This is a genomic window from Solirubrobacter deserti, from assembly GCF_027587175.1.
GTDB classification, from domain to species: domain Bacteria; phylum Actinomycetota; class Thermoleophilia; order Solirubrobacterales; family Solirubrobacteraceae; genus Solirubrobacter; species Solirubrobacter deserti.
In genome coordinates, this window is record NZ_JAPCID010000090.1 from 1 (window position 1) to 13,215 (window position 13,215).

The 13,215-nt window shown below is 70.9% G+C and carries 13 protein-coding genes and 2 pseudogenes; 4 read left to right on the plus strand and 11 right to left on the minus strand.

Annotated features, from left to right (window positions below; translation table 11 throughout):
* A partial coding sequence (locus tag OJ962_RS33345) for a serine/threonine-protein kinase (RefSeq protein WP_270006913.1) occupies positions 1-1,040 on the minus strand: 1,040 nt, incomplete at its 3' end.
* Between OJ962_RS33345 and OJ962_RS33350 the strand changes: the two are divergent.
* Positions 1,019-1,324, plus strand: a pseudogene (locus OJ962_RS33350) (type IV toxin-antitoxin system AbiEi family antitoxin domain-containing protein); the annotation flags it as partial. The gene OJ962_RS33345 and the pseudogene OJ962_RS33350 sit on opposite strands and share 22 nt — an antisense overlap.
* A gap of 224 nt (positions 1,325-1,548) precedes the next feature.
* Positions 1,549-1,881 carry a DUF559 domain-containing protein gene (locus OJ962_RS33355; protein WP_270006914.1) on the plus strand — a complete coding sequence of 111 codons (333 nt, stop codon included), beginning with the start codon at positions 1,549-1,551 and terminating at the stop codon, positions 1,879-1,881.
* On the opposite strand, the gene OJ962_RS33360 is transcribed toward OJ962_RS33355, so the two are convergent.
* The 3 genes from OJ962_RS33360 to rpsA all read right to left on the minus strand — a co-directional run bounded on the left by OJ962_RS33360 (position 1,871) and on the right by rpsA (position 4,427).
* The gene (locus tag OJ962_RS33360) at positions 1,871-2,455 is read right to left on the minus strand and encodes a lytic transglycosylase domain-containing protein (RefSeq protein WP_270006915.1); all 585 of its coding nucleotides are present in this window, start codon (positions 2,453-2,455) and stop codon (positions 1,871-1,873) included. The two genes, OJ962_RS33355 and OJ962_RS33360, sit on opposite strands and share 11 nt — an antisense overlap.
* Positions 2,456-2,526: 71 nt before the next feature.
* The gene (gene coaE, locus OJ962_RS33365; RefSeq protein WP_255525840.1) at positions 2,527-3,090 is read right to left on the minus strand and encodes a dephospho-CoA kinase; all 564 of its coding nucleotides are present in this window, start codon (positions 3,088-3,090) and stop codon (positions 2,527-2,529) included.
* Between the two features lie 20 nt (positions 3,091-3,110).
* Entirely contained in the window at positions 3,111-4,427 is a 1,317-nt protein-coding gene (gene rpsA / locus OJ962_RS33370; protein ID WP_407697560.1) for a 30S ribosomal protein S1, read from the minus strand.
* A gap of 87 nt (positions 4,428-4,514) precedes the next feature.
* Here rpsA and OJ962_RS33375 point away from each other — a divergent pair, with 87 nt between their 5' ends.
* Positions 4,515-5,660, plus strand: coding sequence for an NAD(P)/FAD-dependent oxidoreductase (locus OJ962_RS33375; RefSeq protein ID WP_202953936.1), 1,146 nt, complete (start codon positions 4,515-4,517; stop codon positions 5,658-5,660).
* A gap of 75 nt (positions 5,661-5,735) precedes the next feature.
* On the opposite strand, the gene OJ962_RS33380 is transcribed toward OJ962_RS33375, so the two are convergent.
* Genes OJ962_RS33380 through polA form a run of 7 tightly spaced genes read right to left on the minus strand, consistent with a single transcriptional unit; the run spans position 5,736 to position 12,469 of the window.
* On the minus strand, positions 5,736-6,233 hold the full coding sequence (locus OJ962_RS33380) for a ferritin-like domain-containing protein (protein WP_202953935.1): 498 nt from the start codon (positions 6,231-6,233) through the stop codon (positions 5,736-5,738).
* A gap of 38 nt (positions 6,234-6,271) precedes the next feature.
* A complete protein-coding gene (locus OJ962_RS33385) occupies positions 6,272-6,439 on the minus strand; it encodes a hypothetical protein (protein ID WP_202953934.1) in 168 nt (55 codons plus the stop codon).
* A 38-nt stretch (positions 6,440-6,477) separates the two neighbouring features.
* The gene (locus OJ962_RS33390) at positions 6,478-7,710 is read right to left on the minus strand and encodes an aminotransferase family protein (protein ID WP_202953933.1); all 1,233 of its coding nucleotides are present in this window, start codon (positions 7,708-7,710) and stop codon (positions 6,478-6,480) included.
* Between the two features lie 7 nt (positions 7,711-7,717).
* Entirely contained in the window at positions 7,718-8,554 is an 837-nt protein-coding gene (locus OJ962_RS33395) for an alpha/beta hydrolase (RefSeq protein ID WP_202953932.1), read from the minus strand.
* On the minus strand, positions 8,555-9,292 hold the full coding sequence (locus OJ962_RS33400) for an SRPBCC family protein (RefSeq protein WP_202953931.1): 738 nt from the start codon (positions 9,290-9,292) through the stop codon (positions 8,555-8,557). It abuts the gene before it with no gap.
* A gap of 37 nt (positions 9,293-9,329) precedes the next feature.
* On the minus strand, positions 9,330-9,875 hold the full coding sequence (locus OJ962_RS33405; protein WP_202953930.1) for a hypothetical protein: 546 nt from the start codon (positions 9,873-9,875) through the stop codon (positions 9,330-9,332).
* Complete coding sequence (gene polA / locus OJ962_RS33410) at positions 9,872-12,469, minus strand: DNA polymerase I (RefSeq protein WP_202953929.1); 2,598 nt, start codon at positions 12,467-12,469, stop codon at positions 9,872-9,874. The genes OJ962_RS33405 and polA overlap by 4 nt, the downstream gene beginning before the upstream one ends.
* A gap of 176 nt (positions 12,470-12,645) precedes the next feature.
* Here polA and OJ962_RS33415 point away from each other — a divergent pair.
* Positions 12,646-13,215: pseudogene (locus OJ962_RS33415) on the plus strand (hypothetical protein); the annotation flags it as partial.

Sequence of the window (13,215 nt, forward strand, 5' to 3'; positions counted from 1 at the left end):
GCCCCCCCCCCCCCCCCCGGCCCCCCCGCGCCGCCGGCCGGTTTCGCCGGGTCGACTCGGCCGGTCGCCCAACCGGGGTTCGACCCGGCCGGCGCTGCCGCCGAAGGGGTGATCGAGGCGAGGCCGACCGGGGCGGTGTCCCAGCCCGGGGCGGAGTCGCGGGGTGTGGCGGCGCGGACGTCGGCCGCTGGTGGCGGCGGGTCCGAGGCGACGCCGGCCGCGGCCAGCGCGGCGCGGGCGAGCTCGCCGGCGGACTGGTAGCGGTCGTCGGGCTCCTTCGCCATGGCGCGCTCGACGATCGCGTCGAACGCGACGAGCTCGGAGCGCGTGTCGCTGACGAGCGGCGGCGGCTCGGTGATGTGGGCGTACATCTTCGCCATGTCGCCGCTGCGGGCGAACGGCACCGAGCCGGTGAGCAGCTGGAAGAGCACGCAGCCGAGGGCGTAGACGTCGGTGCGGGCGTCGGTGGCTTCGCCCCGGACCTGCTCGGGCGCGGCGTAGTCGGTGGAGCCGACGAACAGGCCGGTGCGGGTCAACCGGGTCGCCGTCGCCTCGCGCGAGAGGCCGAAGTCGCTCAGGTAGACGTGGTCGCCCTCGCTGACGAGGACGTTCGCGGGCTTGACGTCACGGTGGACGAGGCCGCGGGCGTGGGCGGCGTCCAGGGCGGCGGCGATCTGCGCGACGAGCCGCACCGCACGGGGCGCGGGCATCGCAACGTCGGCGCTGAGCTGCGCGAGGTCGACGCCGTCGACGAAGCGCATCGCGATGAACAGCGTCCCCGCGGACTCGCCCGCCTCGTAGAGCGGGATCACGTTGGGGTGGTCGATCGCGGCGGCGGTCTCCCATTCACGACGGAAGCGCTCACGGAACGCGTCGTCGGCGGCGAGTTGCGCCGTGAGCAGCTTGAGCGCGACGGGGCGGCCGAGCGCGAGCTGTGTGGCGCGGTAGACGATGCCCATGCCGCCACGACCGGCGACGGACTCGATGCGATAGCCGGCGAACTCAGTGCCGGGGGCGAATGTGGGGGCGGCGGTATCCACGCTGGCAAGGACGCTCGGGCCGCCGTGCGTATTCCGTGCGAGTTTCGGCACGTACTCGTCACACACGCGTGTTGATCCGTGCGAGCAGGCCGCGCGAGGATTCGGGGGTGCCGCGATCACCCGCCGACAGGTGGCGCCAGAATGACGCACCCCCTGTGGAGATCAGCGCGATCGCCGCCACACAGCATGGGGTCGTGACCGTCGCGCAACTGCTCGCGCGCGTGAGCGAGACCACGGTGCGGCGCTGGGTCGCGCGAGGGACGCTTCACCGGGTTCACCGCGGGGTCTACGCCGTCGGGCACGCCGGGCTCTCGCGCGAGGGACGTTGGATGGCCGCGGTCCTCGCTGCCGGTGACGGAGCGGCGCTCAGCCACCTGAGCGCCGCGGAGGCGTGGCGCGTGTCGCGCTGGCCGTGCGCCGTGATCGACGTCGTCTCGACCCGACGCCGGAAGCTCGAGGGCGTCAAGAACCACAGTGTGCGCCGCCTCGACGAGCGGGACGTCACCGTTTGGGCCGCAGCTTCGACGAGCGCGCCGTCCGGGCCGCGATGGGGCGCGCCAATGGACGCCGCCACCTGCACCGCCTCGAGCGCGCGCTCGCGCTCCGCGCCCAGGGTTCCGCCGGCACGCGCAGCGCGAAGGAGGACGCGTTTCTCGCGGGGCAGGTGGTCGAGCCGCTCGTGAACACGAAGATCGAGGTCGACTTCCACTGGCCTGGCAAGAACCGGATCGTCGAGATTGACGGGCACGGCCATGCCCGACGTGCCACCCGGGCCAATGACGCCCACCGCGACGCGCTCCTCGGAGCGTGCGGCTGGACCGTCGAGCGAGTCAGTCGTTGAGGCCGAGCTCGGTGGCGTAGGTGGAGCGGTAGTCCGCGCGGGCGGAGAGGACGCGCTCGACGTAGTCGCGCGTCTCCTTGTAGGGCACGTGCGAGGCGACCTTGAATTTCTCGCCCTGGGCGGCGGCCGTGGCGCGCCACTCGTCGACCTTGCCCTCGCCGCCGTTGTAGGCCGCCAGGGTGAGAATTGTGTTGCCTTCGTACTTGTCCAGCAGGTAGCGCAGGTACCAGGTGCCGTAGGCGATGTTGATCTGCGGCGTCGCGAGATCCTCGCGCGTGAACTCGGTGCCGCCGGACTTGCGGGCGATGTAGTCGGCGGTCTCCGGCATGATCTGCATCAGGCCCTTGGCGCCGGCGTGGGAGGTCTGGTCGCGGAAGCGCGACTCGGTGTAGATGACCGCCGCGATCAGGGAGGCGTCCACGTTCTTGTCGGCCGCCTGCTGGCGGATGATGTCCTCGTGGCGCAGCGGCAGCTGGATCTCGCGCACGGCGTGATCGGCCGGCTCGACCAACGTCAGCACGGCCGCTCCCACCAGGAGCAGGCCGAACATCAGCATCAGGCGGCGCTTCCACACGCGCGCACGGGAGGGCCGGCGGCGGGCCGCCGGTCGGGAACGGGCAGTGGTCGCGGGCTGGGCGCTCATCTCTAGGACTTCAGCTTCGCAAGAACCCCCGACAGCTCCTGCTCGAGTTCGCGCAAAGTGCCGGAGTTGTCGACAGCGTAGGTCGCGCGCGCGGCCTTTTCAGCCTGTGGAAGCTGCCGCGCTGTCCGTTCGTCCAGGGCCTCATGACCGCGCGCGCCGGCGCGGGCCGCGCGCACGGACTCGTCGGCCACGATCGCGATCGTCGCGTCGTAGTTGCCCTCCAGGCCCGCCTCGAACAGCAGCGGCGTCTCCACCACAAGCGCCACGTGGCCCTTCGAGGACTCGGCCGCCCGCCACGCCGCCACCCGCTCCCCCACGAGCGGCCACAGCAGCCCTTCCAGCCACGCCCGCTCCTCGTCGGAGGCGAACGCGAACCGCGCCACGGCCCGCCGGTCCACTCGCCCATCGACGACGACTGACGGCCCCCAACGCGCGACGACCGCGTCGAGAACCGCCGGGTCCTCATAGAGCGAATGGACCACCTGGTCCGTGGAGATCGTCGCCGCGCCGAGACGACTCAACGCGGCCAACGCCTCCGACTTGCCCGCGCCGATGCCGCCCGTCAAGCCGACGAACGGCGGCGCGCTCACTGCTGCTCTTCAGCCTCCGGATCAGCGCCCGTGGCCTCTTCGGCCGCGGTGCCCGGCTCGGGCTCCTCGGTCTGCGTCTCCTCCGTCGAGGACAGCTCAGCCTCGGCGGCGTCCCCGACGACCTGCTCGACGCCTTCGACCTCAGGGGCCGGCGCCTCGGCGAACACGTCCTCGGACAGGCCCAGCTCGGGCATGTTCTCCAGATCGCCCGCGTCGCCCTCCAGGCCTTCGGTCCGGCGCGGCAGCACCTGGCCCTCGACCCGCTTGATCGAGAGCGAGAGCCGGCGGCGCTCGGAGTCGATCTCCAGGATCTTGACCTTGACCTCGTCGCCCGGGGCCACGATCTCACGGGGGTTCTCCACGTGCTGCTGCGCCAGCTCGGAGATGTGGACCAGACCCTCGACGCCCTCGAGGATCTCCACGAACGCGCCGAAGGCCACGACCTTGGTCACCGCGCCCTCGAGCTCGTCACCCACGTGGTAGGTGTCCACGACGCGCTGCCACGGATCCTCCTGGGTCTGCTTGAGACCCAGCGAGATGCGCTGGCGGTCGCGATCGATGTCCAGGACCTTGACCTCGACGGTCTGGCCGATGGACAGGATCTCGCTCGGGTGGTTCACGTGCGACCACGAGAGCTCGGAGATGTGGATCAGGCCGTCGATGCCGTCCAGGTCCACGAACGCGCCGAAGTCGACGATGTTCGAGATCTGGCCCTCGATGATGAGGCCCGGCTGCAGTCGCTCAAGGATCGCCTGACGCTGTTCCTTGCGCTCCTCTTCAAGCACCGCGCGACGTGAGAGGACCACGTTGTTTCGCGACCGGTTCAACTCTATAACTTTGGTCTGGATCGTCTGACCCAGGTACTCGTCCAGGTTCGGCACCCGGCGGATGTCGACCAGCGACGCAGGCAGGAAGCCGCGCACGCCGAGGTCCACGATGAGGCCGCCCTTGACGACCTCGATGACCGCGCCGTTGACCGGCTCGCCGGACTCGGCGGCAGCCTCGATCTTGCGCCAGGCACGCTCGAAACGGGCGCGCTTCTTCGACAGGATCAGGCGACCGTCCTGGTCCTCCTTGGTGAGGACGAGAGCGTCGACCTCTTCGCCGAGCTCAACCTCCTCGTTGGGATCGACCGACTTGCGGATCGAGAGCTCGTTGTTGGGGATGACCCCTTCGCTCTTGTATCCGATGTCGACCAGGACCTCGTCCTTGTCGATCCGTACGACCTTGCCCGTGACGACGTCGCCCTCTTCGAAGGGGACGATGGTTGCGTCGTAATTCGGGACGATCTTGCCGTCGATTTCGAGGAGCATCCCGTCGGAGCCCTCGACGACGCGGGCTTCAGAGATGGCAGGGGGAGTGAGCGTGGCTTCCATTAGCGGCTGGATACTGTAGCGGGAATGCCGGTACGAGCCACGAAGCGCGGAGACGCCCGCGTCCCTTTTCCGCACGGCGCGGATGCTGACGTCCTGATCTGCGGCGCTTCCTTCGCCGGCCTCGCGGTCGCGCGCGAACTTCGCGCGTCGGGCGCGCGCGTGCTGATCCTGGACCGGTACGAGATCGGCGAGCGCCAGACGTCGGCCTGCGCGGCACCCACGGAATGGCTGCGCAACATGGGCTTGGAGGCGTCGATCCGGCAGACGTTCGACTCGCTGCTGGTGCACACACCGCGCGTCGGCAAGGCCCGCTGGTCGCTGCCGTGGACGTTCTCCACCTTCGACTACCCGCAGCTGTGCGAGCTGCTGTTCGAGCAGACCGGTGAAGCGGAGTTCGAGACGGCGAAGGTCAGCAGCCGTACAGGTCAGACGGTGAGCACGGACCGCGGCGACGTGACCGCTCCGCTGATCGTCGACGCGCTCGGCTGGCGCCGCGTCCTCGGCCCCGGCGACAACTTCCAGCCGCCGGACGGCCCGCTCAGCCGCGGCCTCGAGGTCCACCCGAAGGGCACCGGCGAGGACCTGGAGCTGTGGATCGACCCGCGCTACGTCGACGCCGGCTACGGCTGGGCGTTCCCCGCGCGCGACGAGGTCCGCATCGGCGTCGGCTCCTTCGACCCGCACGACCCGGTCAAGCAGCCCACGCTGCGGCTGGTCGAGGACGTCGCCCAGCAGCCGCACGGCTACCAGGGCAACTGGATCCCGCACCGCATCCGCCCGGCCGTCGAGGACGGCATCTTCTTCGTGGGCGACAGCGCGGGCCACTGCATCCCGCTCACCGCCGAGGGCATCCGCACGGCGCTGTACTTCGGGATCGCGGCGGGCCGCGAGCTGCGCGCCGTGCTGGAGGGCCGCCAGGACAAGGCCGCCGCGCTCAAGCGCTACGGCGCCTTCTCCGCGTCCCACAAGTGGAAGTTCGAGTCGCTGTACGCGTGCCAGCAGTCGATCCGGCACCTGCACGGCCGGCCACTGGACAAGGTGACGCGCGCGTTCACGCGCCGGCGCATCGCGCACTGGGCGTTCCAGAACTACCTGGAGATCGCCCCGCCCAGCTTCGCGGTCCCCGCTCCCCCCACCCCGGTGCGGGTGGAGGAGCGCAAGGCCGCGTAACGCTGACGGACCGCGGGCGGGATGTCCGAGCCACCAGGCGAGGACTCCCAGGTGACGCGAGCCGTCAGGCGAGCGTCACTCGTATTCCGAGAGGTACCGCTCGAACGTGCGGAGGTGGTTCTCCTCGTCGCGCAGGATGTCGATGACCATGTCCTGCGTGGCCCAGTCGACGCCGTCACAGGCCTCGATGATGCGGTTGTAGTGCTCGATCGCACCGGCCTCGGCCTCGATGACGCCACGGATGACCGTGACGACGTCGGTCGGGTCCGACGGCGGCTGCAGGTACGTCTGCTCCGGCGTGAAGTCCATCGAGCCGGGCGGCGTGCCGTACAGGTCCTTGATCCGCTCGGCGAACAGCGTCGCGTGGCCGAGCTCCTCGGTCACGTCGTTGGCGAGGTTCTCGGCGATCTCCTCGGCGCGCACGCCGTCGAGGTTCTTGGAGTTCGAGAGGTAGGAGATGACGGTCTCCATCTCCATCCAATACGCCTTCGTCAGGAGTGCAACGATCTCCTCACGCTTGGCGGCGTTGGCATCCGAGAGGATGCCGGCAGAAGCGTGTCGGGTAGTGGGCATGAGCCACACACTACCCACCGTTCTGGGTTAGGTTTCCCTTACTCGGCCGTGGTGGCGCGAGCGGCCTCCCAAGCGGCAAAACGCCCCTCGGGAGTCTCGAGCCAGGCCAGCAGGTCCCGCTCGAAACGCAGCCAGCGGCGCGCGCGGAACCCACAAGTCGGAAACGCTTCGAGTTCTTCTTTCGGTGTCTCGGCGGTCCAGGCCATTAGGTGGCCCTAACTTATCACGACCGCCCCGGTAGGGATTAGACCCTGTCGAGTCCGGCGCGCAGACCCTCGACCAATAGGTAGATGTGCTCCTGGTCGGCGATCAGCGGCGGCGACATGGCCACGCCGCCGATCACGGCACGCACGAGGACACCCTTCTCGCGGGCGCCCGCGACCAAACGCGCCGGAGCGGCGGCGTCCGCGTCCGGATTCAGCCCGAGCGCGGCCAGGAAGCCCAGCCCGGCGCGGACCTCGGCCACCGCGGGATGGTCGGCCAGGGAGTTGACGCCGTCAGCGAGCGGACCCTCGAGCTCGCGCCCGCGCTCGATCAGCCCTTCGCCCTCATAGATGTCGAGCACGGCCAGCGCCGCGGCGCACGCGGCGGGATGGCCCGCGTAGGTGGCGCCGTGGCGGAACATCGGCGCCTCGCCGTTGTAGTAGGGCTCGGCGATCTTGCCGCTCGCGACGACGCCACCGAGCGGGATGTAGCCGCTGGTGACGCCCTTGGCGAACGTGATCATGTCGGGCCGCACGTCCGGCCAGCGCTCGACGCCGAACCAGGTGCCGAGCCGCCCGAAGGCGCAGATGACGCTGTCGATCACGAGCAGGATGCCGTGCTCGGCGCACAGGTCCGCGACGCCCTGGATGTAGCCCTCGGGCGGCAGGCGGACGCCGCCGGCGCCGATCACGGGCTCGCAGAAGAACGCGGCGACCTTGTCGGGGCCGACGCGCAGGACCTCGGCCTCCAGCGCCTGCAGCGAGTCGTAGGGCACCACGGAGGCCTGCGGGATCAGCGGCCCCCAGTTGGTCACGTTGGGCTCGATGCCGCCGAGCGTCGTGCCGAAGCCGTGCGTGCCGTGGTAGCCGTGCGTGCGGCTGATCAGGTGCACGCGTTCGGGCTGGCCCTGGTTGATGAAGTGGCGCCGGGCGAGCTTGGCCGCGACCTCGATCGAGTCGCCGCCGCCGCTGGTGAGGAACACGCGCGCGTCGTCCACCGGGGCGAGCGCCGCCAGCCGCTCGCAGACCTCGTTGGCGGGGCGGTTCGAGAAGTCGCCGAACGTGTGGTAGGCCTCGAGCGTGCGCAGCTGGGCCGCGACGGCGTCCGCGACCTCGGCGCGCGCGTGGCCGATGTTGGCGTACCAGAGCGACGCGGTCGCGTCGAGATAGCGGTTCTCGTCGGAGTCGAAGACCCAGACGCCTTCGCCGCGCTCGATCAGCAGTTCGCTCTTCGAGACGGCGGCCATGTCCGCGAACGGGTGCCAGAAGCTCATCGGCGCGTCAATCTAGTGCCTGGCGGACGGCGCGCGCGGCGTCGCGGACCGTGGCGCGCGCGATCTCCGTCGTCTGCCAGCGCCAGAAGCCGTGCACCGAGCCCTCGACGCGGCGCAGGTCCGCTTGCGGGAGCTTGGCCGCGTAGGCCTCGCCCTCGTCGCGCAGGACGTCGTGGCTGGCGGTGATGACGTACGCGGGCGGCGCCCCGGACAGGTCCGCGCGCAGCGGCGAGACGTCGGGGTCCAGGCCGGAGGCACCGTCCAGGTAGAGGTTCCAGAAGCGGCGCATGGAGGCGGCCGTGAGACCGTAGTCGCCGTCGAACTCGCTGTAAGACGGCGTGTTCAGGGCTGCGTCGGTGACCGGATAGATCAGCAGCTGCAGCCGCACCGGCACCTTCAGCGCGACCACCGCGGCCAGGTTGCCGCCCGCGCTGTCGCCCGCGACCGCCACCGGACCGTCGAGCGCCTTCACGACGTTGAGCGCGTCGTGCAGCCCGGCCGGGAACGGGTGCTCGGGCGCGAGCCGGTAGTCGACGCTCACCACGCGCGCGCCCGCGTCCACCGCGAGCGCGCGGCAGACGGCGTCGACGCTGTCGCGGCTCCCCATCACCCAGCCGCCGCCGTGCAGGTAGGCGACCGTGCCGCGCCACCCGTCCGGCTCGTACACGCGCACGGGCACGCCCGCGATCTCGTCGTCGCGGACGTGATCGACGGGGACGCCCTCCCCCGCCAGCACCTCGGTCTCGGTCAGGTGCGCGGTGCGCGCCTGCTCGATCGGGACCTCGTGCGCGGGCGGGCCGTCCTGCGGGAACGCGTCGAGGATGCGCTGGAGCTCGGGATTCACCTAGCGGCGGATGAGGCGCAGGAGGACGAGCAGCGCGACCGCCGCGCCGACCACCGGGAGCGCGCGCTTGAGGACCGCCCCGCCGGCGGCCTCCCCCAGGTCCAGGACGTCCTCGGCCTGACGCGGCGGAGGCGTCGTGGACGTGGGCGTGCCGGAGGACGCGTCCGGGACCTTGGACTCGGTCTCGGCGCTGGACAAGCCGCTCGACGCGCTGGGCACGCCGGCATCCTCGGTCTTGGGCGTATCCGTCGGCTTCTCCTCGACGGCCTCCGCCTCCGACTCGGCCGTCCCGCCGCTGAGCTGCTCGGCCAGGCAGTCGGCGAAGCGCTGCATGAGCTTCGCGGAGACGTCCTGCATCACGCCGCGGCCGAACTGCGCGGCCGGGCCGGTGACGCGCATGTCGGTGACCACCGACACCTTCGTGCCTTCGGCCGTCTCCTCCATGGACGAGGTGATCGTGGCCGAAGCGCTGCCCTGGCCGCGCGCGTCCTTGGCCTGCGCGCGCATCGCCACCGTGTGGTTGGCCTCGTCGGCGTCCTGGATCTTGACCGTGCCCTTGTACTGCGCGGTGATCGGGCCGATCTTGATCTTCATCGTGCCCTTGTAGGCGCCGTCGTCGTCGGTCTCGGGATCGACCGTGGCGCCGGGCAGGCAGGGCGCGACGCGCGGCACGTCGAGTAGGAACGCCCAGGCCTCGTCGATCGAGGCGGGGACGGTGAAATCGTTCTCGAGCTTCATGTGGGCACTCCTCCTGGCCTTGAGGCCGGGAGACTACTCAGCCGTGGCCGCCGCTGACCGGCTCGATGTCCGTCCGGTTGGCGAACTTCGTCAGCCGGTCGAGGTCGAAGCCGTTGCAGCGCAGCTCGACGGTCGCGATTCGCGCGCGCACGGGGAGCGCGTCCGGCGCGTCGTCGGGCACGACGACGGGCGTGCGCTCGGTGACCTCGGTGGACCACCACGAGGACATCGCGTCGATGTGCTCGCGCTCGAGGTCGTCGTCGTACAGGATCACGACCGCGTTGTCCGCGACCAGAAGGTGGTCCAGGTCGGCCTGGGACGGCAGGTTGTCCGCCCCAGGCTCGAAGAAGTTCGCCGCCGGGTGGGCCGTCCCGCCCTCGTCGTCGCCCGGCTTGTACTTGGTCTCCTCGCACTCGCCCTCGGCGATCGCGGGCTCCTCGGCGGGCGTGGCCGTGGCCGTGGCGGTCGGGGTCGCGGTGGCCGTCGCCGTGGCGGTGGGCGTCGCGGCCGCCTTGGGCTCGGGATCGTCATTGCCGCCGCAGCCGGCGAGCGCCAGCGCGGCCAGGAGGATGAGTCGCTTCACTTTGCCTTCAGCCAGTTCTCGCCGACGCCCGCGTCCACCTCGAGCGGTGGATCCATCTCGATCGCGCCGACCATTTCGCGCGTCACGATAGCCGTCGCCTGCTCCATCTCGTCCGGCGGGCCCTCGAACAGGAGCTCGTCGTGGATCTGCAGGATGCAGCGGGTCTTCAGGCCCGCAGCCTCGAGCGCGTCGTAGCAGCGCACCATGGCGATCTTGATGATGTCCGCGGCGGTGCCCTGGATGACGGTGTTGACCGCGAGCCGCTCGCCGAGCTTGCGGACCTGCCAGTTGCGGGCGCGCAGCTCCGGGATCTGGCGGCGGCGGCCGATCAGCGTGCTGACGTAGCCGTGCTCGGACGCCTGCTCGACCGCGTCCTTCATGAACTGCGCCACCGCCGGGAAGCGCTCCAGGTAGCGGTCGATGAACTCCTGCGCCTCCTCCTGCGGGATCTTGAGGCGGTCGGCCAGGCCGTAGGCGGAGAGGCCGTACACGATCCCGTAGTTGACCATCTTGGCCTTGGAGCGCATGCCGACGTCCAGCTGTTCGGCGGGCAGCTCGAAGACGGCGCTGGCGGTCTCGGTGTGGACGTCCTCGCCGCGCAGGAAGATGTCGCGCAGCACCTGCTCGTTGGCGATCTGGGCGAGCACGCGCAGCTCGACCTGGCTGTAGTCGGCGCTGAGCAGCACGTTGCCGGGCTCCGGGATGAAGCAGGCGCGGATCTCGCGGCCGGTCTCCGTGCGGATCGGGATGTTCTGCAGGTTCGGGTTGATGCTCGACAGGCGCCCGGTGGCGGCGGTCGTCTGCTCGAACGTCGTGTGCAGGCGGCCGTCCTCGCCGATCCAGTTCGGGAGCGCGTCCAGGTAGGTCTGCGCGAGCTTGGACAGCTCGCGGTACTTGATGATCTTCGGGACGATCTCGTGCTCGTCCTTGATCGCCTCCAGCACGCGGTTGTCGGTGCTGTAGCCGGTCTTGCCGCGGCGCTTGCGCGACAGGCCGAGCTTCTCGAACAGGATCTGCTGCAGCTGCTGCGGCGAGCCGAGGATGAACTCCTCGCCCGCGAGCTCCCAGATCTCGCGCTCGAGCTCGGCCACCTCCGCCTTGATGCGCGTGGCGACGATCTCCAACTGCTTGGTGTCGAGCTTGATGCCGGCCTTCTCGGTCTCGCGCAGGACCTTGACGAGCGGGAGCTCGACCGTGTCCAGCAGCTCCTGCAGGCCGCGCTCGACGATCTGCGGGCGCTGGCGGTTCGCGAGCTCGTGGATGAGGACCGCGGTGGTGGCGAGCTCGTCGCCGGCTTCGGCCGCGATCGCGCGCTCCTCGGCCAGCTCGTCGAGCGGGTAGCCGCGGCGGGCCGGGTCCAGCAGGTAGCCCGCGATCGCGGTGTCGAAGACGAGGTTGCGCGGGATCTCGGTGAGCGCCTTGGCGTCGTGGGCGATCACGGCGCGGTCCCCGACGGCCTCGACGAGCACCTTCGGGTCGTCGACCTCGCCCGAGAGGGCGATGTTGCCGCCCGCGTAGGCCGCGAAGCGCCACCTGGGCTCGCGCGGGAGCAGCTCGCCCTCGGGGATCTCGGGCGGCTGCAGCGCGACCGCCAGGTACTCGCCCTTGAGGCGGGTGATGTCGGACGGGTTGCGCGCCGGGCCGGTCTTGACCTGGATCTTCTCGACGTCCTCAGGACGCGGGATCGCTTCGAGCTCAGCGGCTTCGAGCGCCTCCTCGAGGCGGCGCAGCGGGTCGCGCAGCTCCCAGTCGCGGAAGACGGCGCGCAGGTTCGCGCGGTCGGGCTCGCGCGTGAACTCGGCCTCGAGGTCGATGTCCACGGGTACGTCGCGGACCATGGTCGCCAGCAGCTTGCTCATGCGCGCGTTGTCGGCGTGCTCGATCAGGTTCTGCTTGCGCTTGGCGCCCGTGATCTGGTCGATGCTCGACAGCACGCCCTCGAGGTCGCCGAACTTCTGCAGCAGGTCCGCGGCGGTCTTGTCGCCGATGCCGGGGACGCCCGGGATGTTGTCGGAGGTGTCGCCCTTGAGGCCGATGAAGTCGGGGATCAGCTCGGGCGCGATCCCGTAGCGCTCGATCACGGCCTCGCGGTCGTAGACCTTGGTGTCGGTCACGCCGCGGCTCGTGCTCATGATGCGCACGCCGTCGTCAACGAGCTGGTACGCGTCGCGGTCGCCGGTGACGACCATCACGGGCACGCCGCGCTCCTTGGCCTGCTCGGTCAGCGCGGCGATCACGTCGTCGGCCTCGTAGCCCTCGACCGAGACGTTCCGGTAGCCGAAGGCCTCGACGAGAGGACGGAGGTGCGGCCACTGAAGGCTCAGGAGGTCGGGCTTCTTGCTGCGCTGGGCCTTGTAGTCGGCGCTGATCTCCTTGCGGCCGGACATGCCCGCGTCCCACACGACGACCGTCGGCACCTGGCCGTAGTCGGTGAGGATCTTCACGAGCATCGACGCGAAGCCGAAAATGGCGTTCGTCGGGCGTCCGTCGGAGGTCGCGATCGACTCCGGCAGCGCGAAGAACGCGCGGTACGCGAGGCTGTTCCCGTCGATCAGGAAGAGCTCGCGCTGGGTGTCTCCGTTGCTGCCGGCCATGGTGTGAACACTAGTAGTCACCCGGGCGTCAACGAGTGCCGAACTGGCGCCTTGGGACCGCTATGCTGGCGACGCGGCTTCCCGGCGCTTTGCCGCGCCCGGTCGCCTTGCTCTGCGCGCAACTCTCCTTTTATGCGAATCGCGGCGCGCCCCACCAGCAGCCAGAGGTCCATCACATGACCGAGACGCCCTCCCCCGAGGATCAGACGCCCGAGACCGCCACGACGCCCGCGCCCGCGGCCTCAGAGGGGAACGGCGATCCGACCCCCGCCGTGACGCCCGAGGAGGCCACGGCGGAAGCCGCCGTCGCCGCCGACGCGCCTGCCCTTGACGAGCCCTCCCCCGCCGTCACCCCCGCCGCGACGTCCGCCGACGAGGAGGCTCCTGCCTCCCAGCCCGTCGCCGGCACGGACGCGACCGGTCCCGCCGCCCCGGCGTCGTCGGACGAGCCGACCGCGCTCGACATCCCGAACCCCGTGAGCGAGGACGCTCCGACCCCGGCCGCCTCGTCCGAGCCCGCCCCGGCCGGCGACGCCGCCTCCGACGCCCCCGTCGAGGCCCCGGCCGCGGACGCCCCGGTCGCCGCCGGCGACGCGGCGAGCGACGCCGGCGAGGTCGCCGCGGACACGCCCGCGTCCACGTCCGAGACGACCGCGCCGGCCACCGAGTCCCTCGCGGAGTCGCCGCCCGCCGACACTTCGACCCCGGCGGGGACGCCCGCCGACACCGGCACCGCCGCTTCGGCG

Coding starts and splice junctions, on each gene's coding strand:
- rpsA (WP_407697560.1), bottom strand. CDS start 4,427: ATGCTCCTCGAAATCGACGGCAAGATCGTCCCGAATTACGACGCAACC.
- OJ962_RS33375 (WP_202953936.1), top strand. CDS start 4,515: ATGCCGGTACGAGCCACGAAGCGCGGAGACGCCCGCGTCCCTTTTCCG.
- OJ962_RS33380 (WP_202953935.1), bottom strand. CDS start 6,233: ATGCCCACTACCCGACACGCTTCTGCCGGCATCCTCTCGGATGCCAAC.
- OJ962_RS33385 (WP_202953934.1), bottom strand. CDS start 6,439: ATGGCCTGGACCGCCGAGACACCGAAAGAAGAACTCGAAGCGTTTCCG.
- OJ962_RS33390 (WP_202953933.1), bottom strand. CDS start 7,710: ATGAGCTTCTGGCACCCGTTCGCGGACATGGCCGCCGTCTCGAAGAGC.
- OJ962_RS33400 (WP_202953931.1), bottom strand. CDS start 9,292: ATGAAGCTCGAGAACGATTTCACCGTCCCCGCCTCGATCGACGAGGCC.
- polA (WP_202953929.1), bottom strand. CDS start 12,469: ATGGCCGGCAGCAACGGAGACACCCAGCGCGAGCTCTTCCTGATCGAC.